24 protein-coding genes are annotated in these 25,600 nt (G+C 61.1%); 2 read left to right on the top strand and 22 right to left on the bottom strand.

Features of this window, described 5'->3' with window-relative positions:
- Nucleotides 1-20: 20 nt before the first annotated feature.
- The 16 genes from BBJ66_RS10885 to BBJ66_RS10810 all read right to left on the bottom strand — a co-directional run bounded on the left by BBJ66_RS10885 (nucleotide 21) and on the right by BBJ66_RS10810 (nucleotide 15,059).
- A complete protein-coding gene (locus tag BBJ66_RS10885; protein ID WP_071086912.1) occupies nucleotides 21-884 on the bottom strand; it encodes a GGDEF domain-containing protein in 864 nt (287 codons plus the stop codon).
- Between the two features lie 330 nt (nucleotides 885-1,214).
- On the bottom strand, nucleotides 1,215-1,883 hold the full coding sequence (locus tag BBJ66_RS10880; RefSeq protein WP_071086910.1) for a TIGR02117 family protein: 669 nt from the start codon (nucleotides 1,881-1,883) through the stop codon (nucleotides 1,215-1,217).
- Between the two features lie 32 nt (nucleotides 1,884-1,915).
- On the bottom strand, nucleotides 1,916-3,628 hold the full coding sequence (gene ureC, locus BBJ66_RS10875; protein WP_064840407.1) for an urease subunit alpha: 1,713 nt from the start codon (nucleotides 3,626-3,628) through the stop codon (nucleotides 1,916-1,918).
- A 75-nt stretch (nucleotides 3,629-3,703) separates the two neighbouring features.
- Nucleotides 3,704-4,366, bottom strand: a complete 663-nt coding sequence (locus BBJ66_RS10870) for a Urease operon accessory protein (RefSeq protein WP_244511650.1) — start codon at nucleotides 4,364-4,366, stop codon at nucleotides 3,704-3,706.
- Between the two features lie 16 nt (nucleotides 4,367-4,382).
- Nucleotides 4,383-4,790 carry a lysozyme inhibitor LprI family protein gene (locus BBJ66_RS10865; RefSeq protein WP_049731658.1) on the bottom strand — a complete coding sequence of 136 codons (408 nt, stop codon included), beginning with the start codon at nucleotides 4,788-4,790 and terminating at the stop codon, nucleotides 4,383-4,385.
- A 12-nt stretch (nucleotides 4,791-4,802) separates the two neighbouring features.
- On the bottom strand, nucleotides 4,803-5,108 hold the full coding sequence (locus BBJ66_RS10860) for an urease subunit beta (protein ID WP_049731659.1): 306 nt from the start codon (nucleotides 5,106-5,108) through the stop codon (nucleotides 4,803-4,805).
- 9 nt (nucleotides 5,109-5,117) lie between these two features.
- A complete protein-coding gene (locus tag BBJ66_RS10855; protein WP_049731660.1) occupies nucleotides 5,118-5,369 on the bottom strand; it encodes a DUF1272 domain-containing protein in 252 nt (83 codons plus the stop codon).
- A gap of 10 nt (nucleotides 5,370-5,379) precedes the next feature.
- Nucleotides 5,380-5,682 (bottom strand): urease subunit gamma, encoded by a 303-nt coding sequence (locus BBJ66_RS10850; protein ID WP_003561955.1) that lies wholly within the window; start codon nucleotides 5,680-5,682, stop codon nucleotides 5,380-5,382.
- Between the two features lie 20 nt (nucleotides 5,683-5,702).
- Nucleotides 5,703-6,524, bottom strand: coding sequence for an urease accessory protein UreD (locus BBJ66_RS10845; RefSeq protein ID WP_049731661.1), 822 nt, complete (start codon nucleotides 6,522-6,524; stop codon nucleotides 5,703-5,705).
- A gap of 151 nt (nucleotides 6,525-6,675) precedes the next feature.
- Nucleotides 6,676-7,371: an urea ABC transporter ATP-binding subunit UrtE gene (urtE, locus tag BBJ66_RS10840; RefSeq protein WP_049731714.1), complete on the bottom strand. Its 696-nt coding sequence runs from the start codon at nucleotides 7,369-7,371 to the stop codon at nucleotides 6,676-6,678.
- 18 nt (nucleotides 7,372-7,389) lie between these two features.
- Nucleotides 7,390-7,908 (bottom strand): hypothetical protein, encoded by a 519-nt coding sequence (locus tag BBJ66_RS10835; protein WP_049731715.1) that lies wholly within the window; start codon nucleotides 7,906-7,908, stop codon nucleotides 7,390-7,392.
- A 76-nt stretch (nucleotides 7,909-7,984) separates the two neighbouring features.
- Complete coding sequence (gene urtD / locus BBJ66_RS10830; protein ID WP_049731716.1) at nucleotides 7,985-8,740, bottom strand: urea ABC transporter ATP-binding protein UrtD; 756 nt, start codon at nucleotides 8,738-8,740, stop codon at nucleotides 7,985-7,987.
- Nucleotides 8,741-8,745: 5 nt separating this feature from the next.
- A complete protein-coding gene (gene urtC, locus BBJ66_RS10825; RefSeq protein ID WP_049731662.1) occupies nucleotides 8,746-9,909 on the bottom strand; it encodes an urea ABC transporter permease subunit UrtC in 1,164 nt (387 codons plus the stop codon).
- A complete protein-coding gene (gene urtB / locus BBJ66_RS10820; protein ID WP_049731663.1) occupies nucleotides 9,906-11,558 on the bottom strand; it encodes an urea ABC transporter permease subunit UrtB in 1,653 nt (550 codons plus the stop codon). The genes urtC and urtB overlap by 4 nt, the downstream gene beginning before the upstream one ends.
- A 115-nt stretch (nucleotides 11,559-11,673) precedes the next feature.
- Entirely contained in the window at nucleotides 11,674-12,966 is a 1,293-nt protein-coding gene (urtA, locus tag BBJ66_RS10815) for an urea ABC transporter substrate-binding protein (RefSeq protein ID WP_049731664.1), read from the bottom strand.
- 188 nt (nucleotides 12,967-13,154) lie between these two features.
- Nucleotides 13,155-15,059 (bottom strand): acid phosphatase, encoded by a 1,905-nt coding sequence (locus BBJ66_RS10810; RefSeq protein WP_049731665.1) that lies wholly within the window; start codon nucleotides 15,057-15,059, stop codon nucleotides 13,155-13,157.
- Nucleotides 15,060-15,238: 179 nt separating this feature from the next.
- Here BBJ66_RS10810 and BBJ66_RS10805 point away from each other — a divergent pair, with 179 nt between their 5' ends.
- Nucleotides 15,239-18,625 carry a hybrid sensor histidine kinase/response regulator gene (locus BBJ66_RS10805; protein ID WP_071086907.1) on the top strand — a complete coding sequence of 1,129 codons (3,387 nt, stop codon included), beginning with the start codon at nucleotides 15,239-15,241 and terminating at the stop codon, nucleotides 18,623-18,625.
- Nucleotides 18,618-19,535, top strand: coding sequence for a response regulator transcription factor (locus BBJ66_RS10800; protein WP_049731667.1), 918 nt, complete (start codon nucleotides 18,618-18,620; stop codon nucleotides 19,533-19,535). Before BBJ66_RS10805 ends, BBJ66_RS10800 begins: the two co-directional genes overlap by 8 nt.
- A 127-nt stretch (nucleotides 19,536-19,662) precedes the next feature.
- Here the strand turns inward: BBJ66_RS10800 and BBJ66_RS10795 are convergent, their stop codons facing one another.
- From BBJ66_RS10795 to BBJ66_RS10770, 6 genes are all read right to left on the bottom strand, one after another.
- Nucleotides 19,663-20,784: a branched-chain amino acid ABC transporter substrate-binding protein gene (locus BBJ66_RS10795; RefSeq protein WP_049731668.1), complete on the bottom strand. Its 1,122-nt coding sequence runs from the start codon at nucleotides 20,782-20,784 to the stop codon at nucleotides 19,663-19,665.
- A 120-nt stretch (nucleotides 20,785-20,904) separates the two neighbouring features.
- Nucleotides 20,905-21,258, bottom strand: coding sequence for a DUF6867 family protein (locus BBJ66_RS10790; protein WP_049731669.1), 354 nt, complete (start codon nucleotides 21,256-21,258; stop codon nucleotides 20,905-20,907).
- Between the two features lie 18 nt (nucleotides 21,259-21,276).
- A complete protein-coding gene (locus BBJ66_RS10785; protein ID WP_184344971.1) occupies nucleotides 21,277-22,020 on the bottom strand; it encodes an ABC transporter ATP-binding protein in 744 nt (247 codons plus the stop codon).
- Entirely contained in the window at nucleotides 22,020-22,895 is an 876-nt protein-coding gene (locus BBJ66_RS10780) for an ABC transporter ATP-binding protein (RefSeq protein ID WP_049731670.1), read from the bottom strand. Before BBJ66_RS10780 ends, BBJ66_RS10785 begins: the two co-directional genes overlap by 1 nt.
- Entirely contained in the window at nucleotides 22,895-24,286 is a 1,392-nt protein-coding gene (gene livM / locus BBJ66_RS10775) for a high-affinity branched-chain amino acid ABC transporter permease LivM (RefSeq protein ID WP_049731671.1), read from the bottom strand. Before livM ends, BBJ66_RS10780 begins: the two co-directional genes overlap by 1 nt.
- A gap of 4 nt (nucleotides 24,287-24,290) precedes the next feature.
- The gene (locus tag BBJ66_RS10770; protein ID WP_049731672.1) at nucleotides 24,291-25,193 is read right to left on the bottom strand and encodes a branched-chain amino acid ABC transporter permease; all 903 of its coding nucleotides are present in this window, start codon (nucleotides 25,191-25,193) and stop codon (nucleotides 24,291-24,293) included.
- Between the last annotated feature and the right edge of the window lie 407 nt (nucleotides 25,194-25,600).

Genomic DNA, 25,600 nt, shown 5'->3' with positions numbered 1-25,600 from the left:
TTTGTGCCCGCGTCGGACTTTTATATTCCGTAAGCCTGCATCACGTTGTCGCTCTCGTCGCTCCTGCCCTTGGCATTGAGGCCATTATCGACCAGCCCGTGCCAGGCATGATGCAGGCCTTCCCGCTCGTGTACGACGCGATTGCGTCCGAGCGCCTTGGCGAGGTAGAGCGCCCGGTCTGCCGAAGCATAGACCGCCTGCTTGCTGCGCCCGGCGGCGAGATCGGCAACACCACCGGAAACGGTGATGCGGATATCGTGCCCTTCGGCCGCGATGGCGCCGCTTGCGATCCGGCTCCGGACACCTTCGATGCGCTCCATCCGCGCCTCCAGCGGCTCGCCGGAGACGATGACGCCGAACTCCTCCCCACCCAGTCTTGCGACGACGGACATGTCATCGAAGGCGGATATAAGCATGGCCGAAACCGCGGTGATGACGGCATCGCCGCAGCCATGGCCGAAGCGATCATTGATCGCCTTGAAGCGATCGACATCGAAAATAACCAGCGAGGCGTTGCCCTCGGTGTTTTCGAGCGCTTCCGTGAAGGCACGGCGGTTCAACAGGCCCGAAAGCGTGTCCGTGCGGCTGAGCTTTTCGAACTCGGCCCGCGACAGCGTCAGCTCATGCAGGGCAAAACCGGCGGCCAGCGACAGCATGCCGGAAACCGTGCCGCCGACGAGCCAGGAAAAAATCGCGCCGAAACCGATCGCGTGCCAGAGCGTCACCGGCAGCAGCCCAAGAAGCCTGAGCGGCGGTATGGTCAGCGCCATGATGACGCCGGAGAGAATGATCGTGAGAAAGCTCATCTTCAATGCAAAGACATAGACATTCCCGCGATATTGAAAATTGCCGAAATCGGCCTGCAGCGACATCCAGTTTCTCATGAGAATCAACCTTCCTGCCCGGCGTTTCAAAGCATTGATAGGAGCCCAATTGCTGCGGGTGTTTTAATCCACTCGTTAAAATTCGAACGGTTTCGGACCTTTCGGTGGACAGATTTTTTCTAGCAGGAGATGCAGCCTTCCGATCCCTGAATCGAACAGCGCAGAGAGACACTTAGATGATTGATTTTAAACAGCTTTATCGGGCCGCACCGCGAGGCTGTTCCAGAATGGTCTAACTGGAAAAAATACCGGTCTTTCCAGCGATTTTTACAACCGAGTGGAGAGTAGCTTTTACAATTCACTTTAAGAGCAGGCCGCCCGGCGGCTGGTTCAATTGTAGACACTCACAGACAATCGCAATGATTGTGGAAGCGGGTTCCATAAACCGGTCCTGAGCCCCGCCGAGCGGAGCGCGGCAGCCGTCCAGGTGTTACAGCCGAAGAGGGCATTGAAATATCCCTTGGCCTCGAAGAACCGGTCGATCTCGCCGTAACCCGCATCCGCCATCGGCGCCACCACGCCCGCGTCGCGAACGAAGCTGTCCGCGATAAAATTGCGCAGTCGCGCCAGTTGATCGTCACTGACGTCGAATGCCGCAACGCTCGGCTGCGGCTCGGTGATATCACCGGCAAGGTCCACATGCAGCACCGAACGGTCGATCGTCAGCGCCCGCAGCACCGGCAGCGGCTTCAGCTCCGCCCAGCTCGGGGTTTCCAGATAGAAGGCGCGGCCGCCCCAGCCGATAATGAGCCATTCCGCATCCGGATGGCCGAGGGGAAAACCGGTCTCGGCGAGAAAGGAAAAGGCAGCCCGCGTCTCCTCGTCGAGTGGAATGGCGATATCGGTATGGATTGGTCCGGACAGCAGGAGAATCCGATGCGCCGCCGCCGACGACGCCTTGACCGGGGCAATCAGCGGCCGGGGAATGAAGGTTCCGCAGGCCGCCAGAAACACGAGCAGGAATACGGCCCGCAACAGCCAGCGGATGCCTGTCATCATCGGAGCCATCCGTCATACAGAGGGCCGCGTGTCTAAAACAGGAAATAGCGCTGCGCCATCGGCAGCACTGTCGCCGGCTCGCATGTCAGCAATTCACCGTTCGCCCTGACCTCGTAGGTCTCCGGATCGACCTCGATTTCCGGTGTCAGGTCGTTGTGAATCATCGAGGCCTTGGAGATGCCGCCACGGGTATTCTTCACCGCCACGAGTTGCTTGGCGACCCCGAGCCGGCCCTTCAGGCCGGCATCGAGCGAGGCCTGGCTGACGAAGGTGACGGAGGAATTGGTGAGGCTCCGGCCATAGGAGGCGAACATCGGCCGATAATGCACCGGCTGCGGCGTCGGGATCGAGGCATTCGGATCGCCCATCGGGGCGGCGGCGATCGAGCCGCCGAGCAGCACCATGTCGGGCTTCACCCCGAAGAAGGCCGGGTTCCAGAGCACGAGGTCGGCGCGCTTGCCGACTTCGACAGAGCCGATCTCGTGGCTGAGGCCGTGGGCGATCGCCGGGTTGATCGTATATTTGGCGATATAGCGGCGGACGCGGAAATTGTCGTTGTCGCCCTTTTCCTCCTTCAGCCGGCCGCGCTGGCGCTTCATCTTGTCGGCCGTCTGCCAGGTGCGGATCGCCACCTCGCCGACGCGGCCCATGGCCTGGCTGTCGGACGAGATGATCGAGAAGGCGCCGATATCGTGCAATATGTCTTCGGCAGCGATCGTCTCCTTGCGGATGCGGCTTTCGGCAAAGGCGATATCCTCGGGGATCGATGGCGACAAATGATGGCAGACCATCAGCATGTCGAGATGTTCGGCGATCGTATTGACCGTGTAGGGCCGGGTCGGATTGGTCGACGACGGAATGACGTTCGGCTGGCCGCAGATCTTGATGATGTCGGGCGCGTGTCCGCCACCTGCCCCTTCCGTGTGGAAGGCATGGATTGTGCGGCCCTTGATCGCGCCGATCGTATCCTCGACGAAGCCGCTTTCGTTCAGCGTATCGGTGTGGATCATCACCTGCACGTCATATTCGTCGGCGACCGACAGGCAGCAGTCGATGGCGCCTGGAGTCGTGCCCCAATCCTCGTGCAGCTTCAGCGAGGTGGCGCCGGCCAGCACCATCTCGGTCAGCGCCCCCGGCAGCGAGGCATTGCCCTTGCCGGCAAAGGCAAGGTTCATCGGGAAGGCATCGGCCGCTTCGATCATGCGCGCAAGATGCCAGGGACCGGGCGTGCAGGTGGTGGCGAGCGTGCCGTGGGCCGGCCCGGTGCCGCCGCCGAGCATGCAGGTCATGCCCGACATCAGCGCTTCCTCGATCTGCTGCGGCGCGATGAAGTGGATATGGCTGTCCATGCCGCCGGCAGTGACGATTTTGCCTTCGGCGGCGATCGCCTCCGTGCCCGGCCCGACGATGATATTCACACCGGGCTGCATATCGGGATTGCCCGCCTTGCCGATCGCGACGATGCGGCCGTCCTTAAGGCCGATATCGGCCTTGTAGATGCCGGAGTGATCGACGATCACCGCATTGGTGATGACGGTATCGACCGCGCCGTCCGCCCGCGTCACCTGGCTCTGGCCCATGCCGTCACGGATCACCTTGCCGCCGCCGAACTTCACCTCCTCGCCATAGGTGGTGAAATCCTTTTCGATCTCGATGAAGAGTTCCGTATCGGCAAGGCGCACCTTGTCGCCGGTCGTCGGTCCGAACATGCCGGCATAGGCGGCGCGCGAGATCTTGTAGGGCATCCATCAGGCTCCGTGGGAGGAAGAGCTAGAGCATGATGCCGAAAAGTGTGAGCGGTTTTCGGACGACATCATGCTCTAACTCTTTAATTTAGAACAGGATTCAGATTTTAGGCCACCGGGCCTAAAATCATCCTGTTCTAGTGTTTTTCCGCCAAGCCGCCTGAGGCGGCCGGCAGCAATATAACGATCGACGAGCTGCCGTTCGGCCGCAAACGGGTGCCATTCCCAACCGACGTGGCCAAAGCCAGCCAGCATCACGTCGGCCTCGGCATATTTGTCCAGCACTTCGGCGATGACGATCATGCCGCTGCTCGGCACCACATAGGGCGCCGGCGCAAAGGCCGAAAGCGAGGCGTCAACCGCTTCGTGGACCGCCTTGCCGATGACGGCATGCGTCTTGCCGGTCTCCGCGCAGAAGGCAGCGAACGCGTCCGTATAATCGTCGCAGAAATCGTCGAGATCGGGATGCGAGACGGCAAGCGGCGCCCGCATCGCGGCGAATTTTTCCGGGTCGCGCACGCTCCAGATTTCGCGGGCCGAAACGACGCCGGGATGGGCACGCCATTGCGGCGCGCCGAGCATCGCCTTTGCCGGCCGGCCGGTATTGCAGACCGCAACGGCATCCGTCCGGCTGCCGCCGGTCCCGTAGGAACGGCAATCGTTGAAGCGGATGACGAAATCGGCGGCATCGATCACACCTGCTTCCGCCTGTGCGACCTCACCATTGCCGACGATCATGATCTTCTTGATCACCTTAATTGCTCATCGTGTCTTCGAGCTCTTTCAGCTCTTTCGTGCGTTTGTCGGTGATATTGGCGAGGCACCCGGCGACCAGCATCGGCTCCATCGTGCCGCCGCGGGCCTGGAAACCGAAGGCGTCGCATTCGGCGTCGCGGTAATCGATCCAGGCGCGCTGCGCCTTGACCAGCGCCTGCTCCGCACCTTTCATGTCGTCATCGAGATCCTTGTCGACCGCCGCCAAGGTGGCGCGGGTCTTCTTATATTGCACATTCAGAGCCTTGTCGGCGGTCTCGTGGCGCGCCGACTCGCAAGAAGTCATATCCGATTGCGTCTTGGGATTCTGGCAATCGATATCCTGAGAGGAAGCGCGATCAGCCATCAGCAGCATCGCCGCCCCGATCAGGCAGATATTCAAACGCATGCATCCCTCCCGTTAAAGCTTGCCCATCACCAGCTGACGGAAGCCATAAACTTCGCGCTTGCCGGAAAGCGGGATCAGCGTCACCGAGCGCGTCTGTCCCGGCTCGAAGCGCACCGCAGTTCCCGCCGGAATATCCAGCCGCTTGCCATGCGCCGCCGCCCGGTCGAAGGAGAGCCCAGCATTGGTCTCGGCGAAATGATAGTGGCTACCGACCTGCACCGGCCGGTCGCCGGTATTGGACACCTCCAGCGTCACCGTCGGCGCGCCGGTATTCAGTTCGATGTCGCCGCTTGCGGCAATGATCTCGCCCGGAATCATATTATCTCCTTAAGCGGCCCTGGGCGCGCAGCCCTCGGCCTTCAGCACACGTTTCGTCGACGCCGGATGTTTGGCGAGCATATCAGCCGGTCGGATGGGTCTGGCAACTAGATTGCCGCCGCAGTTGGGGCAGACGCCCTTCAGCACGCCATCGACGCAATCGGCGCAGAAGGTGCATTCATAGGTGCAGATCCGCGCCTCGCTGCTTTCCGGCGGCAGATCCTTGTCGCAACATTCGCAATTGGGCCTGAGCTCGAGCATATCAATCCCCTTAGCGGATCGGTTCATGGACGGTGACGAGCTTGGTGCCATCGGGGAATGTCGCCTCCACCTGCACGTCGTGGATCATCTCGGCAATGCCTTCCATCACCTGATCGCGGCCGATCACATGGGCGCCGGCCTCCATCAGCTCGGCGACCGGGCGGCCGTCGCGTGCGCCTTCGACGACGAAATCGCTGATCAGCGCGATCGCCTCGGGATAGTTCAGCTTGACGCCGCGCTCCAGCCGCCGCCGTGCCACCATCGCCGCCATGGATATCAGCAGCTTGTCTTTTTCTCTCGGAGTGAGGTTCATCATCTACCTGCTTATTGAACTCATAGATTCCAGACTTTCGGCACGGGCGCACCATTGCGCAAGGCGGAAATGATCGGGATCAGGATTTTTCTGAGTGAGAAGCCGTCGGCTGCCGCAAGGCGGACGACGAGCTTGCCGTCCCAGGCGCTCGCGCCGCCCATCGAACCTTCGACGAGCGGCCGCACCTTGCCGAGATAGGCTTCCGAAAGCGGTCCGGCATAAAGCAGCGTCGCAAAGGCCACTTGTCCGCCGAGCACCGCCTGACGTGCTGCCAAGGCAGTCACCCCTTCCGACAGCCTGAGCTCCTCGGCATGGATCAGCCGGCCCGAGCGGCGGATGCGCCAGCGGTCGCGGAAAAGCCCGGTCTCGACCGTCTCGCCCATCGCCTTGCGGCCGAGCAATATGGCCTCGACGGCCAGGAATTCGGAGTCTTCGTCAAGATCGACATCCAGCCGGCGAAAAAGTGCGGCACGATCGAAAAGGATCGTTTCCTGCGGCAGCCAGTCAACGCGGGCTTGGGCTCCGACCTTGATGCTGGTCGTCACCTCGGCTGTACCGGCCGATGCCTTGTAGATCTTTTCGCAGGCCTGGGTGGTGACGTCGATCTTCGTGCCGGCGCCGGCCACGACGCTCCAGTCCATCCGATCGCCGCCAGTCAACCCGCCTGCTGTGTTGATGATGACGGCTTCCATCGAGGCATCGAACGTATCGGGCAGGCGGATCTTCGCCGCGCCTTCCTGATAGAGTTCACGCAGCCGCGTGCGACCATCCAGCAGCTTTGCCGCCAGATGCCCGCGTCCTTCCGCTCTTTGCGGTCTCGTGCCTGCCGCCGCAATCACCATCTCGTGCCTTTCGGTTGCGCCACCGGTTTTCCATTCAATCGTGCGGGTCACGGAAAGCAAGCAATTCCCATGCCGTCCAAGGATAGCCGCAGCCGAGCTGGCAGATTTGAAAGGCGCCCCGCCAGCTGCCGCAAAATGCAGCATTTGCCGATCAGACGGTCAGGTGACGGCGGGCCTCCGGCGTATCCAGCGTTTCGGCAAGGCCTTCATGAACGATCTCGCCACGATCCATGATGTAGACGTAATCGGCAAGCTCCCGGCAGAAGTCGAGATATTGTTCGACGAGCAGGATCGCCATGCCGGTGGAATCGCGGAGATAACGGATCGCCCGGCCGATATCCTTGATGATCGACGGCTGAATGCCCTCGGTCGGCTCGTCGAGCACCAGAATCCTCGGCCGCGTCACCATCGCCCGCCCGATCGCCAGCTGCTGCTGCTGGCCGCCGGAAAGATCGCCGCCGCGGCGCGACAGCATCGACTTCAGCACCGGGAAGAGGCTGAAGATATCGTCGGGTATGTTGCGGTCGCGGCGGCCGAGCGGAGCAAAGCCGGTTTCGAGATTTTCCTTGACCGTCAGCAGCGGGAAAATTTCCCGCCCCTGTGGCACATAACCGATGCCCTGCTTGGCGCGGGCAAAGGGCGGCAGGCCGTTCAGCCTTGTATCGTTGAACGTGACGGTGCCGGCCGACAGCGGATGCTGGCCGGTCACGGCGCGCAGGAGCGAACTCTTGCCGACGCCGTTGCGCCCCAATACGCAGGTAATCCTGCCCATCTCCGCCTTGATGGAGACGCCGCGCAGCGCCTGTGCGGCGCCATAATGCAGATTTGCGTTTTCGACTGTCAGCATCCGTTCACCCATTCCCCATCAGTTCATCAGCGTCCGCCTCAGCATCTGCAGGGCGTGGTCCTGTTCTTTCGTTCTCTCGCCGCCGGCGACGGCCACGTCCTCGGCAATGCCGATCAATTGCTGACGCTCATGCATGTCGAGCGCCTTCATCCAGAGATCCCGGAACCGGCGGATCGGGTCTTCGGGACTGGTAACGTTCTTGGACGCCCACTCGGCAAAAACCAGCACCTCTTCCATATCGCCCGGCCGGATGATGCCTTTCATGCGGTTGCGCACGACATCCTTCGCGGCCTCGAGATGGATCGGCTTTTCCTTGGCGAGGCAGAAGAAGAAAGCCACTGCCGCAATCGCCGGATCGGCGATCGAGGCCAGCGGCGCTGCCTCCGCCTGCTTGCGCAACTTTCCGCGCTTATAGACGCCCCGCATGCGTTCGACGGAATCGATGATCTCGCTTCCCGCTTCACGCATCATTTTCAAACGCCAATACCAGACGGCCGCGCCGCTGATCGCCACGACCAGAATGCCGAGAAAAGCCATGATGAAACCCCACAATAAAACCCGCCCGTTTTAGAGCGTTTTCTTTTGTCAGGTTCAAGCCTCTAAGTTGCATGGATCACCGCCCCAGATAGTTCTCGATCACCTTCGGATCGGAGCTGACGAAATCGATCGATCCCTCAGCCAGCACCGAGCCTTCCGCAAGGCAGGTCACCTTGACGCCGAGGTCGCGGATGAAGCCCATATCGTGTTCGACGACGACGACCGAGCGGGTCTTGGCAATGTCCTTCAGCAGGATCGCCGTCTCCGCCGTTTCCGCGTCGGTCATACCGGCCACCGGCTCGTCGACGAGCAGGAGCTTCGGCTCCTGCGCCAGCAGCATACCGATTTCCAGCCACTGCTTCTGCCCATGCGAAAGGTTGGCGGCCAGCTCGTCGCGGCGGTGCGTCAGCCGCACCGTTTCGAGGATCTCATCGATGCGGGCCTTGTCCTCACCCGAAAGCCGATAGAACAGCGTCGAAAACACCGAGCGGCGGCGGTTCAACGCCAATTCCAGATTGTCCCAGACCGTATGGCTTTCGAACACCGTCGGCTTCTGGAATTTGCGGCCGATGCCGAGCTGGGCGATATCGGCCTCGTCCTTCTTGGTGAGATCGATCGTGCCGTTGAAGAACACTTCGCCCTCGTCGGGCCTGGTCTTGCCGGTGATGATATCCATCATCGTCGTCTTGCCGGCGCCGTTCGGGCCGATAATGGCGCGAAGCTCGCCGGGTTCGATGACGATCGACAGCGAATTCAATGCCTTGAAGCCATCGAAGGAAACCGAAACGCCGTTGAGATAAAGTACGCTGTTGGGTTTGACGTCGGGAATCACTGTGTTCACTCCGCTGCCTGGATTTTCGGCTCGATGCCGTCTTCCTGCGCCGCCGGCGGCATCACAGGGGAAGCGGTTTTCCGTTTGCCGAGATAGGGGGCGATCGTGCCGACCACGCCCTTCGGCAGAAACAGCGTGACGGCGACGAAGAGACCGCCGAGCGCAAACAGCCAGAACTCCGGGAAGAGACCGGTGAAGATCGTCTTGCCGCCATTGACGAGGATCGCGCCGATGATCGGCCCGATCAGCGTCGCCCGCCCGCCGACCGCCGTCCAGATGACGACTTCGATCGAGTTGGCAGGAGCGAATTCGCCGGGGTTGATGATGCCGACCTGCGGAACGTAGAGCGCGCCTGATATGCCCGCCATCATCGCCGAGACGACGAAGGTGAAGAGCTTGAAATGTTCGACGCGGTAACCGAGGAAGCGCGTGCGGCTCTCCGCATCGCGCACGCCGACCAGCACCTTGCCGAATTTCGAACGAACGATCGCCGAGGCCAGCAGCAGCGACAGCGCCAGCATGACCGCGGTTGCCGCAAACAGGGCTGCACGCGTGCCGTCAGCCTGAACGTTGAAGCCGATAATGTCCTTGAAATCGGTCAGGCCGTTATTGCCGCCGAAGCCCATATCGTTACGGAAGAAGGCGAGCAGCAGCGCGTAGGTCATCGCCTGGGTGATGATCGAGAGATAGACGCCGTTGACGCGTGAGCGGAAGGCGAACCAGCCGAAGACAAAGGCGAGCAGGCCGGGCACGACGAGCACCATTAGCGCCGCAAACCAGAAGTGGTTGAAGCCGTACCAGAACCAGGGCAGATCCTTCCAGTTCAGGAACACCATGAAATCGGGCAGGATTGGGTCGCCGTAGCTGCCGCGGGTGCCGATCTGGCGCATCAGATACATGCCCATCGCATAACCGCCGAGCGCAAAGAAGGCGCCGTGGCCGAGCGAGAGAATGCCGCAGAAGCCCCAGACGAGATCGAGCGCCAGCGCCAGCAGCGCATAGGTCAGATACTTGCCGAACAGTGACATGACATAGGTCGGCACGTGCAGCGGATTGGTCGGCCCGGTCATCAGGTTCAGCACCGGTACGAGAACGGCGACCAGAAGCAGCAGGGCGATGGCAATGACGATCTTGCGATCTACTGATCGGAGAAGGAAGGCCGTTATCATGCTTCCACCGCCCTTCCTTTGAGTGCGAAGAGCCCGCGGGGACGCTTCTGGATGAAGAGAATGATGAGGACGAGCACCAGGATCTTGCCGAGCACGGCGCCGGCGAAGGGCTCGAGGAATTTGTTGACGACGCCGAGCGAGAGCGCACCGACCAGCGTGCCCCAGAGGTTGCCGACACCGCCGAAGACGACGACCATGAAGCTGTCGATGATGTAGGATTGACCGAGGTTTGGCGAAACGTTGTCGATCTGGCTGAGCGCCACGCCGGCAATACCGGCAATGCCCGAACCGAGCGCGAAGGTGAAGGCATCGACCCAGCCGGTGCGGATGCCCATCGACGATGCCATGCGGCGGTTCTGCGTGACGGCGCGCATCTGCAGCCCGAAGGCCGAGCGTTTGAGCAGCAGGAGCAGCGTCACGAAGACAACCATCGAAAAGACGATGATCCACAGTCGATTCCAGGTGATGGAGAGCCCGCCGAGGTCGAAGACGCCGGACATCCAGGTCGGATTGCGGACCTCGCGGTTGGTCGGGCCGAAGATGCTGCGCACGGCCTGTTGCAGGATCAGCGACACGCCCCAGGTCGCAAGCAGTGTTTCGAGCGGCCGGCCGTAGAGATAGCGGATGACGGCGCGTTCGATCACCAGACCGACGAAGCCGGTAAAGACGAAGGCGGCAGGCACGGCAAAGGCAAGCGAATAGTCCGCCACGCCGGGAAAGGTCGAGGTAATGTATTCCTGCACCACATAGGTGGTATAGGCGCCGATCATCACCATTTCGCCATGCGCCATGTTGATGACGCCCATGACGCCGAAGGTGATGGCAAGGCCGATCGCCGCCAGCAGCAGCACCGAGCCGAGCGACAATCCGTACCAGACGTTCTGGACGATATCCCACAGCGCCAGGCTGCGATTGATGGCGCTGATATCTGCCTGGATCGCCGGCTTCAGGTCATCAGGCGCGGTTTCGAGTGTGGTCGTCAGAATGGTCAGCGCATCACGATTGCCGCGAGCCGCGATCGTATCGATCGCTGCCTTCTTGTCTTCGACGCTCGCATCCGTCTTCAGCAGCAGCACTGCGCGCGCCGCTTCCATCGTATTTTTGATCTCGGCGTCCTTTTCAGCCGCAAGCGCCGCGTTCAGCAGGTCGAGATTGGCGGGATCGGCATCTTTCAGCAGGCCCTGTGCCGCGGCAAGCCGCGCCGAACGATCCGGGCTCATCAGCGTCAACTGGCTGGTGGCGGCGCTGATAACGCCGCGAAGTGCATTGTTGATCTTGACCTTGGTCATCATGTCAGGATCGACATCGGCAGCGGCTTCGCCGCTGATCGGATCGGAATAGGTCGGCTCGTCATCGGTGCCGCCCTGGAGGAGCACCGGGCCGCCATCGGAATTGACGTAGAGAAGGCCGTCGCTCAACTGCTGCAGGATCTGGCTGACATGGGGATCCTTGGAGGCGACCAGCGCCTTGATGGCTGCCTCGCGTTCCGGGAAGTCGCCGATGCCGAGCGCATCGATGAGCACGTGGATATCGTCCTCTGCCCGAGCTTCGCTTAATGTTGCCAAGCCCGGAAATGCGAGGCCGGAAAATGTCAGGCCCGAAAATGTCAGGCAGAGCGTGATGAGGAAAATCTTTATAGCGCGATGCATCGGCTTTCTCGCCCTGGATAGTGTTGGCCTCGCGGCGTGATCGCTGGGACGGAGCTTCCGCCCGGGATCAAACCCGGACGGAAGTCTTCAGACAATCATCTGATCGGGGTCGTGCTCAGGAACCCTTGCCGCCGCATTTGCCGGTGGCAACGTTGAAGTTGCCGCAGGACATCGGCTTGCGCCAATCGGAGATCAGGTCCTTGGAATCAGGCAGGTAATCGGACCATTCGTCGCCGACGACGGCAGGCGTCTGCTGGACGATTTCGAACTGGCCGTTGGCCTGGATTTCACCGATCAGCACAGGCTTGGTGATGTGGTGGTTCGGCATGACGGTCGCATAACCGCCGGAGAGGTTTGGAACGCTGACGCCGATGATGGAGTCGAGAACCTTGTCGGTATCGGTCGTGCCGGCAGCCTGGACGGCCTTAACCCATGCGTTGAAGCCGATATACGCAGCTTCCATCGGGTCGTTCGTCACGCGCTTGTCGTTCTTGGTGTAAGCGTGCCAGTCCTTGATGAACTTCTTGTTGGCCGGGCTTTCCACAGACTCGAAATAGTTCCAGGCAGCGAGATGGCCGACAAGCGGCTTGGTGTCGAGACCGGCAAGTTCTTCTTCACCGACCGAGAAGGCGACGACGGGAATGTCGGTTGCCTTGATGCCCTTGTTGCCCAGTTCCTTGTAGAATGGAACGTTGGCGTCGCCGTTGATCGTCGAGACGACGGCGGTCTTCTTGCCGGCCGAACCGAATTCCTTGATCTTGGCAACTTCGGTCTGCCAGTCGGAGAAGCCGAACGGCGTATAATTGGTCATGATGTCTTCTTTCGGAATACCCTTCGAAATCAGGTATGCCTCGAGAATCTTGTTGGTCGTGCGCGGATAGACGTAGTCGGTACCTTCGAGCACGAAGCGCTTGACGCCTTCTTTTTCCATCAGGTAGTCGACGGCCGGAATTGCCTGCTGGTTCGGAGCAGCACCGGTGTAGAAGATGTTGCGCGAGGATTCTTCGCCTTCATACTGCACGGGGTAGAAGAGCAGCGAATTCAGCTCTTCGAAAACCGGCAGAACAGACTTGCGCGACGAAGACGTCCAGCAACCGAAGACGGCGGCAACCTTGTCCTTCTGGATCAGTTCGCGGGCCTTTTCGGCAAACAGCGGCCAGTCGGAAGCCGGGTCGACGACGACGGCCTCGAGCTTCTTGCCGAGAAGGCCGCCCTTCTTGTTCTGCTCGTCGATGAGCATCAACATGGCGTCTTTCAGCGTGGTTTCGGAAATCGCCATCGTGCCGGAAAGCGAATGCAATACGCCGACTTTGATCGTGTCGTCGGCGGCAACCGCGCCGTGGAAAGCGGCCGATGCCGCCATGACGGCACCGAGCGCAGCGCCGGTGATCGTGGATCTGAGATTCATCTGGTTGAGCCCCTCTTCTTGTTCTGCAACAGGCCGGAAACGGAATTTAACTGTTGCCGAGGGGACTATCGGGTGCTGCATCGCAAAAACACATACGCAAAATGACGTAGGCGCAGGGGGCAAACGGACACAGGGAAAGCAAAGGGCATCCCCGCCATTGGGAATGCCCTCTTGGTTTGAGAAGAAAATTATCCGTCAATCGTCAGGGTGACCAATGTCGGGCTGTAGGAAAGGCTGGCCTTGCGGCCAGGAAAAGTGACCTTGCCGAAGGTGCCGGCGACGCTACCGGCCTTCAGGATCTCGATCTTTGTCCCGGGTGCCGGGGCAAAACCATCGGCAAGCGTCACGTCGAGATCGCCAGCGAGCGCCGCCTTGCCCTCGACAACAAGTGTGCCGGCACCGTTCGCGCCGAGCGCCAGCTTTGCCGTCGCGTGGGCGAGCTGCTGATAGTCGCCGCTCACGGTCAACGGCTTGTCGGCCGCCACCACGAGCGAACCGCCATTGACCGTCAGCCCGCCGGTGCCGAAAGCCGAAGATGACCCGGCCGCCAGCGCGCCCTCTTCGAGCACGGTGCCGCCGGCATAGCTGTTGGCGCCGGAAAGGCCGAGAATACCGCTGCCGCGCTTCACCAGCCTGCCCTTGCCGCCGATATCGTTGCGCCAGCTGTCGATCGCATTGAAGCCGCCCTTTGCCGCGTCCATCGTCACGGTGACATCCTGCTCGAAGGCACCGTAGCCATCGGCGGCGGCAAACAGGTTGAGACGACCGTAACCTTCCGCATCGTCGATGAGCGGATAACCCGAGGCGATCTCCGTCGTCTTCAGCACGTCGCGACGCTGCTCGCCGTCGAGATAGGGCAGACGCGTTTCGAGAAGCGCCTCGGCGCCTTGCGGCACGCGAGCCGGCTGATCGGTCGCATGGATCGTCGGCATTCCGTAGCTCAGGCGCTGCAGCACGTAAGCGCGATTGGCGTCATGATCGGCAAAACGGTCTGCGGCGATCGGCGCCGCATGCGCTGCGACTTCGAGCGCGCCCGCATCGGCAACGCCGGATTTGGCGATGAGCCATGATTGCGCCTGGGCGTAGGCATCGCTCTTCAGCGCTGTATTATCGGCCTTGTTCAGATTGTAGACGACAGTCGCCGTGCCAAGCATCCGGCCGCCCATCACGTCGAGCGGAGAATGCATGCCGGAAAGGATCCGGTCTTCACCCAGCTCGCTGGCGCGTGTGACCATTTCCTGGAAACGCTGCGGCACGAGATAGGCCATGGCAAGTGCATCCCGCCAGGCTTCCGCCGTATGGCCGCTCGGGAACCCGCCGTCCTCGACCGGTTTGCCGCTCTTGGCGGGCACCAAGGTCGGGACAACCGACACGTCCTGGCTCCAGCGATAGGGACGGCCATATTTGAAATAGCGCTTGGCGGGTTCCGTCGAACCGTCACCGCTGGCGGCATTGATGAAGTCGATCGCAAGACCCATGTCCGGATTGGCATCGGTCTTGTTTTCCGTGTCCGGCTTGCTGCCGGCGCCGCGATTGTTGCCCTTGTCGTCATATTTGACCGTCGTCGCATCGGCAGCCACCTCGGTGATCGTGGTGGTCTGCTTCGAGCCGGCCTTCCAGGCAGCCGTCAGCGGGCCGAGGCCATCGACGATGCTGGCATTCTTGCCGCGCCGGTCGTCGAGATAGGCGGCCACCGCCTGATCGGCCGTCCGCGCCCGCGTCGCCTTGACCACATAGGCGATGTTCGCATCATGGACGAGCTTGTTGACGACCTGACCATCGGTCGTGCTGAGGGGAATGCCATCCCAATCCGTCTTGGCGACCGCAGGGCAATTGTCCTTGGCCGGGGCTTCCACACCCGCGTCGACGAAAGGCGTGCGCGGGGTCCAGATTTCGAGGAAGCCGGAGAGGAGATGAACGGCGGCATTGGTGTCCACCGTCGAGAAGCAGGCGTCACCGCGCTTGTTGGTGTTTCCGGTCTCGACATAAGGCGCTTTCGCCGCCGCGGCCTGCTCGGCGCCGGCAAGCGACGGCACGATCGAAACGAGGCAGACGAGGGCGGTGCTCAGGCGGAAAAGGCTCGAAGCAGACATGGGTGATACCTGTAATGATTGGAAGGAGCGGCGGGAGAGTTAGAGGGCTGGTGTGACAGACCGGCTTCAAAAATATGGCGGTTCCGTGAATCTGCCAGTGCTCCGCCCTTGCCTTTCTCACCCATCCCGCCAAAACTGTTTCGAGACGAGAAGCCCAACCGGAATGCCGGAAGGAAGACATGGCAGCGCGCCAACGCATCATTCCGGTGAGACGCGAATACAATCGCTGGGTCGCCAACCAGACGCTGGAAGATTATGCGCTGCGCTTCACCGCAAAGAGCGCCCGCCATTTCTCCTCGCAGCGCATCGCGCAGACGGCGATCGGCGCGATCTCTTTCCTGGCGCTCGAGGCGATCGGCGGCGCCATCACTCTCTCCTACGGCACCACCAACGCCTTTTATGCCATTCTCGTCGCTTCGATCGCCATGCTGGCAATCGGCCTGCCGATCAGCCGCTACGCCATCCGCCACGGCGTGGACATCGACCTTCTGACCCGCGGCGCCGGCTTCGGCTATATCGGCTCGACCATCACCTCGCTGATCTATGCGAGCTTCACCTTCATGCTGTTTGCGATCGAGGCCTCGATCATGTCCGGGGCGCTGGAGCTTACCCTCGGCATTCCGCTCTGGATCGGCTACATCCTCAGCGCCGTCATGGTGATCCCGCTGGTGACGCACGGCGTGCGGCTGATCAGCAAATTCCAGTTGGTGACCCAGCCCTTCTGGATCGTGCTGAACATCCTGCCCTTCATTTTCATCGCCTTCATGGATTGGGAAAAGTTCGATCTCTGGCGCGCCTTTGCCGGCATTCGCCATGCCTCGGGCCCGCCCGGCACCATCGCCGAATTCGATCTGGTGCAGTTCGGCGCCGCCTCGGCCGTCATTCTGGCGCTGATGTCGCAGATCGGCGAGCAGGCCGACTTCCTGCGCTTCCTGCCGCCGGAGCCGCGGCGCAAGTGGCGCCATCGCCTGGCCGTCTTCCTTGCCGGACCCGGCTGGGTCGTCATCGGCGCGCCAAAGCTGCTGGCCGGCTCCTTCCTCGTCGTGCTGACCTTGGCCTCGGGCGTACCGGTCGATCGTGCCGCCGATCCGGCGCAGATGTATCTGACCGCTTTCGGCTATATGGTGCCCTGGCAGAATGCCGCGCTGCTATTGATGGCCGCCTTCGTCGTCGTCTCGCAGCTGAAGATCAACGTGATGAATGCCTATGCCGGCTCACTCGCCTGGTCGAACTTTTTCTCGCGGCTGACCCACAGCCATCCCGGCCGCGTCATCTGGCTGGTTTTCAACGTCGCAATCGCCCTGCTTTTGATGGAACTCGGCATCTATCGGCTGCTGGAGGAGACGCTCGGCATCTTCTCGATCATCGCCATGGCCTGGCTCTGCACGATCTCCGCCGATCTCTTCATCAACAAACCGCTTGGCCTCGCTCCGCCCGGCATCGAGTTCAAGCGCGCCCATCTCTACGACATCAATCCGGTCGGCCTCGGCGCCATGACGCTGTCGGCGACGGTGTCGCTGATTGCCCATTTCGGCGCCTTTGGCGCGACCGCCGCCTCGCTGGCGCCCTATATCACCCTCGTCATCGCGCTTATCGCCTCGCCGGCACTTGCCTGGGCGACGAAGGGCAAGTTCTACCTCGCCCGCAAGCCGCGCCACAGCTGGAAGAACCTGACGAGCATCACCTGCTCGATCTGCGAGCATCCCTTCGAGCCGGAGGATATGGCCTGGTGCCCGGCCTATGCCGCACCGATCTGCTCGCTCTGCTGCTCGCTCGACAGCCGATGCCACGACATGTGCAAACCGGCCGCCCGTTTCAACGCGCAGGTCGGCACTGTCGCCAAGGTGCTGCTGCCGGAAACCGTTCTAAGCAAGCTGACGACGCGCCTCGGCCGCTACGGCATCGCCGTCGCGCTGGCATTGACTGCTATCGGCGCGATCCTGGCGATGATCGCCCACCAGGTCGCCGCCGCCTCGCCCGAGACGGCCGAGGTCGTCAATCGCACCATCCTCATCGTCTTCTTCGTCTTCTCGGTGATCTCGGGCGTCGTCTGCTGGTTCTATGTGCTCGCCCATGACAGCCGCGTCGTCGCCGAGGAAGAATCCTCGCGCCAGAACACCCTGCTGCTCAAGGAGATCGCCGCCCACAAGAAGACCGACACCGCCTTGCAGAATGCCAAGGAAACGGCCGAGGCAGCCAACCGCGCCAAGAGCCGCTACGTCGTCGGCCTCAGCCACGAGCTGCGCACACCGCTGAACGCCGTGCTCGGCTACGCCCAGATCCTCGAGCGCGACGACACCATCCCGGCGCCGCGCCAATCCTCGATCAAGGTCATCCGCCGCAGCGCCGAACACCTCTCCGGCCTGATCGACGGCCTGCTCGATATTTCCAAGATCGAGGCCGGCCGCCTGCAGGTCTATTCCAATGAGATCAACATCCAGGATTTCCTCGATCAGATCGTCGACATGTTTCGCCCGCAGGCGCAGGTGAAGGGGCTCGCTTTCCTGCACCAGCGCTCGCCGGCCTTGCCGCAATTTGTCCGCACCGATGAAAAGCGGCTGCGCCAGATCCTCGTCAACCTGCTCTCCAACGCCATCAAGTTCACTGACGAGGGAAGCGTCACCTTCGACGTCGCCTATCGCAACCAGGTCGCGACCTTCACCGTTGCCGATACTGGCCGCGGCATTGCTGAAAAGGATCTGACGCGTATCTACGAACCCTTCCAGCGCGGCGAGGCCGAAAGCGTCAGGCCAATGCCGGGTCTTGGCCTCGGCCTTACCATCACCCGGCTTCTGACCAACACGCTCGGCGGCGAGATTGCTGTTTCGAGCGTCAAGGACGAGGGCTCGACGTTCCGCGTGCGCCTCATGCTGTCCGCCGTCATGCGCGCCGTGGCCGCCGCACCGCAGGAAAAGCGCATCGCCGGTTATGACGGCCCGCGCCGCACGGTGGTCGTCGTCGACGATAACGAAGACCATCGCGAAATGATGCGCGAAATCCTGGCGCCTCTCGATTTCATCGTTTTGACGGCAGCTGGCGGAGCCGAATGCCTGACGCTGATCGAGGGCATCATGCCTGATCTTTTCCTCGTCGATATCCTCATGCCCGGCATGAGCGGCTGGCAGCTGGTCTCGCGCCTGCGCGAGGCCGGCCAGACGGCGCCGATGCTGATGCTTTCGGCCAATATCGGCGATGCGGCCGTTCTCGGCGACAGCGACGACAGTCATAATGATGCGATCGGCAAGCCGGTCGACATTCGCCAGCTGCGCGACAAGCTCGCTTTGTATCTTGGCCTGAAATGGGTCTATGCCGACGCCGCGCCCGCTATTCCCGTGACGACCGAAGCGCCGATGCTGAGCCCGGGTGCTGCCCATGTACAGGAATTGCTGCGGCTCGGCGAAATCGGCTATATCAGAGGCATCGAAGCCAAGCTTTCGGACCTTGCCAAGGTGGAGGCAAATCAGCCATTCACCGAAGAACTTCGCGCCTATGTCGCCGCCTTCGATCTCTCCGGCTTCATGACTTTCCTGCACGACTTCGACGAAAAGGTGGAACCCATTGGCTGAGCCGGCCCTCCCCCGCGACATCGTTCTGCTTGTCGATGACTCGCCCGAAGCGCTGGGCTTCCTGACCGACGCACTCGAGCAATCCGGCTTTTCCGTGCTGATCGCCACCTCAGGCAGCGCAGCCCTTGGCATCGTCGAGCGAATCACGCCGGATCTGATCCTGCTCGACGCCGTCATGCCCGCCATGGATGGCTTCGAGACCTGCCGCAGGTTGAAGGCGAATGCAGCGGTGGCGCAGGTGCCTGTCATCTTCATGACCGGCCTGACCGAGACCGAGCATGTCGTCCACGCGCTGGAATCCGGCGGTGTCGACTATCTCGCCAAGCCGATCAACATCGACGAATTGCGGGCCCGCATCCGTGTCCATTTGCGCAACGCCCGCTCGGCGCAGAGCGCCCGCGTGGCGCTCGACGCCGCCGGGCGCCATCTGCTGGCAGTCAGAGGCGACGGCGCGGTCCACTGGTCGACGCCGCAGGCGACACGGCTGGTCAATGCCGCCATGGGCAGCGATGACGGCATGGAAATCGTCGTCCGCCATATCGCTACCTGGATGGGCGACCGCGCAGCCGCAGTACGCGACGGCATCATCTCGATCGCCCATGCCGGTCAGGCGGCGCTGCAGCTCGCCTTCCTCGGCGCGATCGGCCCCGACGAATATCTCTTCCGTCTCACCGCCGCCAATCAGCGCAGCGACGACGAGATGCTGCGCCAGCGCTTTTCGCTGACCCAGCGCGAATCCGAAGTGCTGCTCTGGATCGCCAAGGGCAAGGCCAACCGCGACATCGGTGAAATATTGGGACTGTCGGCGCGCACCGTGAACAAGCACCTCGAACAGATCTACGTGAAGCTCGGCGTCGAGAACCGGGCCTCGGCGGCCGTGAAAGCGACGCACGTGCTGCACGAGATGTAATATTGAGCGGAAACCGTCGGCAGCAGATAGGCTGCGCCGCGGAGGACGAAATTTGAAACCTCGGCAAAGCAAAGAAGCCCGGTCGGAACCGGGCTTCAATCTCATCTGTCAAAAAGGGAAGCTAAGCTTACGAGCCCTGCGGAACGTAGGTGTACTTGCCGTCCGCGCCCTTCTTCCATTCGTACATGATGTAACCAGGAATCTTCGGGTCGCCCTTTTCGTCGAACGAAATGTCGCCGAGAACCGTGGTGAACGGACCCTTTTCCTTCATGGCCGTGGCGACAGCTTCAGGATCCACCGAACCGGCAGCCTTGGCGGCACCAACGATCGCCTGCATCGCAGCATAGGAGTAGAGCGTGTAGGCTTCCGGGTTGAAACCGGCGGCCTTGAACTTTTCGACGAGTTCCTTGTTGGCCGGGTTCAGCGTCGGATCGGGACCGAAGGTGTTCAGGGTACCGGCAACGGCGTCGCCAGCGATCGAGGCCAGTTCGTTCGAGACGATACCGTCGCCCGAAACCAGCGTTGCCTTCAGGCCCTGGTCAGCCGCCTGGCGGATGATGAGACCGGCTTCGGTGTGCAGACCGCCCCAATAGATGATCGAGACGCCGGCTTCCTTCATCTTGGCGATGAGAGCCGAGAAGTCCTTGTCGCCGACGTTGATGCCTTCGTACATGACTTCCGTCACACCCGCGGCATTCATCGCCTTCTTGGTTTCGTCGGCAAGACCCTGACCGTAGGGAGTCTTGTCGTGAACAACGGCGATCTTGGCGTCCTTGAAGTGGTCGGCAAGATACTTGCCGGCGATGGCGCCCTGTTGGTCGTCACGGCCGCAGGTGCGGAAGGTGTTCCAGAGGCCCCGTTCCGTGAACTTCGGGTTCGTAGCAGCCGGGGTGATTTCGAGAATGCCGTTTTCGGCATAGACTTCCGAAGCCGGGATCGAAACGCCCGAGTTGAAGTGGCCGATAACGAACTTGACGCCGTCGGCAACGAATTTGTTAGCGACCGAGATGCCCTGCTTCGGGTCGGAGACGTCGTCGCCGAGCTCGATCTTGATCTGCTCGCCGTTAATGCCGCCAGCAGCGTTGATGTCGGCGGCCGCCTGCTCGGCGCCCTTCTGGAGCTGAGCGCCGAACGCAGCGTTCGGGCCGGTCAGCGGACCAGCGACAGCGATGAGAACGTCGGCCCATGCGTTGCCGCTGAAGGCGACCATCGCCGTCAGAGCCACTGCCGACAGAAGAGACTTCTTCATATTATTACTCCCAATTTTTGGGCGGGTTCCGGTCCAAGGCCCAGCGCACTACCCACCATTGACTGCGCTAGGAAAGCTGTTCCACTCTGAAGGCAATTCATGCCTAGTTTCAACGGACTGTCAATGTTTGTCCTTCCACGAAAACGCGGAAGTTTTTTCGTACAGCCAGTAATAGTTGTTGACCATCTGATTGGTGCGGCGAAAGCGGAAGCCGGCGGTCGAGAAGACCAGCAGCGTTACGAAATCAATGCCGTAGTAGAGCGCGCTGAGCATCGGCCCATCGAACAAGGCGTGATGCAGGAACTGCATGGCCCAGGCGAGGAGAAAGGTATAGACGATGGCCAGCGGATAGTTGTTCCAGCCTTCGGCCACCGCCTTGCCGGCGCGCCAGGCCGTCCAGAAGCCGATCAGCACGACGATCGCGCGGATGATCAAGCGGGCACCGGTATCGCTTTCGAAGAAAAGTCCCTGCATGTCAAACTCCCCTTCGAGCTAGTGTCTTCCGCCTTCGAGATAGGCGGCGCGGACTTCAGGATTGGCGAGCAGTTCCTTGCCGGAGCCGCTCATCGTCACCTTGCCGTTCACCATCACGTAAGCGCGGTGCGAAAGCCTCAGCGCAGCAAATGCGTTCTGCTCGACGAGGAACACGGTGAGACCTTCCTGTTCGTTGAGCTTGCGGATCGCCTCGAAGATGCCCTTGACGATCAGCGGCGCAAGGCCGAGCGAGGGTTCGTCGAGCAACAGCAGCTTCGGGCGTGCCATCAGCGCGCGGCCGATCGACAGCATCTGCTGTTCGCCGCCCGAAAGCGTGCCGCCGCGCTGGGCGTGGCGTTCTTTCAGGCGCGGGAAGAGCGCAAAGATCTTCTCGACGTCCTCGGCGAAATATTTGAGATTGTCGAGGCCGGCGCCCATCTGGAGATTTTCCAGAACCGTCATGCGCGGGAAGATGCGGCGTCCCTCAGGCGACTGCGCGATGCGCAAGCGAGCGATTTCGTGGGTCGGCATGTGGGTGATGTCGCGGCCCTCGAAGACGACCGAGCCAGTACGGGCCTGCGGGCTGCCGCAGATCGTCATCATCAGCGTCGACTTGCCGGCGCCGTTGGCGCCGATCAGGCTGACGATCTCACCCTTATTGACGTGGACATCGATGCCGGCCAGCGCACGAATATTGCCATAATAGGTTTCGACGCCATTCACCTGAAGGAGCGGTTGACCCGTCATTACTTCATCGCCCATCAGTTTGCTCCTCCTTCGAGCTGCTCGACGGTTGCGATCACCTCTTCCACTTCTTCATCCTCGACACCGAGATAGGCCGCGATGACCTTCGGATCGTTTTTGACGTGATCCGGCGTGCCATCGGAAATCTTCTGGCCGTATTCGAGCACGACGACGTGGTCGGAGATTTCCATCACTACCGACATGTCATGCTCGATGAGCAGGATAGATGTTCCGGTTTCGGCGCGGATGTTCTGCAGCAGCGCATTGAGCGTTGCCGATTCCCGCGGGTTCAGGCCGGCGGCCGGTTCGTCCAGGCAAAGCAGCTCGGGACCGGTGCACATGGCGCGAGCGATCTCGAGACGCCGCTGGGCGCCATAGGGCAGATCGCCTGCCGGATCGTCGGCGCGATCGATCAGATCGGCCTTCTCGAGCCAATGGCGGGCTAGCTCGATCGATGCAGCCGCCTCCCGTTTGTAGGGACCGATGCCGACGAGGCCGAGGATCGTATAACCCGACGCCTTCATCAGCTTGTTGTGCTGGGCGACGAGCAGGTTTTCAAGAACCGTCAGGCCGGAGAACAGCCGGATGTTCTGGAAGGTGCGCGCCACCTTGGCTTCTTTGGTGATGCGAAAATCCGGCAGCCGCTCCAGCAGATACTGCTTGCCGCTCTTCTGGTTAAGCGTGATCATCCCCATCGTCGGCTTGTAGAAGCCGGTGATGCAGTTGAAGACGGTGGTCTTGCCGGCACCGTTCGGCCCGATCAGCGCGGTGATGTCACCGCGCTTGGCTTCGAAGGAGAAGTCGTTGATGGCCATCAGGCCGCCGAACTTCATCGACAGGTGCTCGACCTTGAGCAGCGTATCGCTGGACATCGTGTTGGTAACGGGGCTCATCAACCGTGGCCCTCCTTGATGAAGCTTCCGGATATTGCCTTGCGCGCCTTGAGGAAGGCGGTCGGTTCACGCGAACCGACGAAACCGCGCGGCTTGAACAGCATGACCACGACCATGGCGAGGCCGAAGATCAGCATGCGATACAATTCTGGCGTGAAAGTCGGCCCGAAAATCACTTTCAGGAAGTCCATTTCGCGCAGCGCCTCGGTGCCGCCGACCATGACGATTGCGGCGATCGCAATGCCGGTCAGAGAACCCATGCCCCCGAGGACGACAATGGCGAGGATGACGGCAGATTCCAGGAAGACGAAGGATTCCGGCGAAACGAAGCCTTGACGGGCAGCAAAGAAGGAGCCGGCGAAACCGGCAAACATCGCTCCCGTCGCAAAGGCCGTGAGTTTGGTCGTCACCGTATTGATGCCGAGCGAGCGGCAGGCGATCTCGTCTTCGCGCAACGCTTCCCAGGCGCGACCGATCGGCATGCGGCGCAGCCGGATGGTCACGTAGGCGGTCAGCATGCAGAGCGCCAGGATGAGGTAAAAAAGGAAGATCTTGTAGTAAGCCGAGGACATCGAAAGGTGAAAAACCTTGGCAAAGCCGCCGGCCGTCGCGTCGAAGGGAATGCCGAAGAGCGTCACCTTGGGAATGCTCGAGATACCGAAAGTCCCCTTGGTGACATCCGTCCAGTTGATAAGGACGAGGCGGATGATTTCACCGAAGGCAAGCGTGACGATGGCGAGGTAGTCGCCGCGCAGGCGCAGCACCGGGAAGCCGAGGATGACGCCCCAGAGTGCGGCGAAAATGCCGGAAAGCGGCAGGAGAACCCAGAAGGACAGGCCGAAATAGCTCGACAGCAGCGCGTAGGAATAGGCGCCGACTGCATAGAAGGCGACATAGCCGAGATCGAGCAGACCGGCGAGGCCGACGACGATGTTCAGCCCCCAGGCAAGCATCACATAGATCAGGATCTGGATGCCGAAATTGTCGACATATGTCAGCGAACCCTGCGGGCCTTTGATCGCCACCACCACCATGGGATAAAGCAGCAGGGCGATCAGCGCGATCTTTAGGAAATGCCGGTGGAAGAAGCTCTTCTCGGTGGAGATAGGGAGTTCGCCCTGTCTCGCCTTTGCCAGCTTGCGGCTGTCGAGATGCGGCCGCAGGAAAACCACCGTGGCGAAGCGGCCGATCGCGGCGACAGCGACGAAGATCGCAAGCAGCCCCCAGCGCTGGACGATGATCAGCTCGTTGTTGATGTTCTGGTCGGTCTTGAGGCCGACATAGAGAACGAACATACCGAACGACAGGATGGCGGCGAAGAGGGCTTCGGTAAGGCCTTTGCGGACAAGTCCGGCATCGGGCTTGCCTGCAGAATTTTCAATGTTTGCCATGACGTTATACCTTCTCGACTTCCGGCCGTCCGAGGATACCCGTCGGCTTGAAGATCAGCACGAAAGCGAGGATGGCGAAGGTCGCGACATCCTTGTACGCGATGGTGAAATAGGCCGACCACAGCGATTCGATCAGGCCGATCATCAACCCGCCGAGAACGGCGCCCGGCAATGAGCCGATGCCGCCGAGAACGGCTGCGGTAAAGGCCTTCACACCCGGCGTGAAACCGTCGGCGAACGACGCGACGCCATAATACATCAGATACATCGTGCCGGCGACGGCAGCCAGCGCCGCACCCATGACGAAGGTGATGGAAATCGTCTGGTCGACATTGACACCGAGCAGTGCCGCCATCTTGCGGTCCTGTTCGGTGGCGCGCTGGGCACGGCCGAGTGCGGTACGATTGACGATGTACCAAAAGACGGCGAGCAGCACGACCGTGATCACGATGATGACGATCTGTTTCAGCGACACCGAGATGTTGCCGAACTGATAGACCGAGCTGATCATCGGCGGGATCGGCTTGTTGCGCGGACCCTGCGTCACCTGGATGAAATTGGACAGCACGATCGACATGCCGATCGCCGTAATCAGCGGCGCCAGGCGGAAGGAACCGCGCAGCGGGCGGTACGCGATGCGCTCAATCGTCCAATTCCACAAACTCGTCATCAGCATCGCGACGACAAGCATCGCCAGCAGCAGAATTGCCACCGGGAGACCTGCGAAGATGGATGTAAGGACGAGAAAGACGATAAGAGCGGCGAAGCCACCGAGCATGAAGATATCGCCATGGGCGAAATTGATCATGCCAATAATGCCGTAAACCATCGTATAGCCGATAGCCACAAGGCCATAGATGGATCCAAGCGTCAGCCCATTGAAGAGCTGCTGGACGAAATACTCCATATGTCGTTTTCCCCTGGATGCGAGCCGAACAGGCTGCATCTCTTTTTGGTTCTTCGGTTCCCCGTTTCGGAGAACCTCATAGGCCGAATGCATACCGGTTTCAGTGGAAATGTGAAGACAAAAAGGATTTACTCCGACAAATTCTTGTCAGAACAGGCCTAAGTGGCGCATTTTGAACCAAAATCCACAGAAAATCGGCAAAGAAAGGCCTGTTTTTGATCAGAAACTGCCACTGAGTTAACGGTTCGGAGATATCGCCGACGATTTCTCGATGCCGCTTGTTGCGCAAGCTATTCCATAGAATTGGAAGATGGCGCAAATTCAGACCCGAAGCCAGGCGCTTTTGCGAATACCATTTCACGAGCAAATGCCCTTCTTCGTCTGACAAGGCTGAAAACTTATGGTAG

This window comes from Rhizobium sp. RSm-3, from assembly GCF_001854685.1.
Taxonomy (GTDB): Bacteria; Pseudomonadota; Alphaproteobacteria; order Rhizobiales; family Rhizobiaceae; genus Rhizobium; species Rhizobium ecuadorense.
Note: the sequence above shows the minus strand (reverse complement) of the source record. Positions and strands in the feature narration are given on the sequence as shown.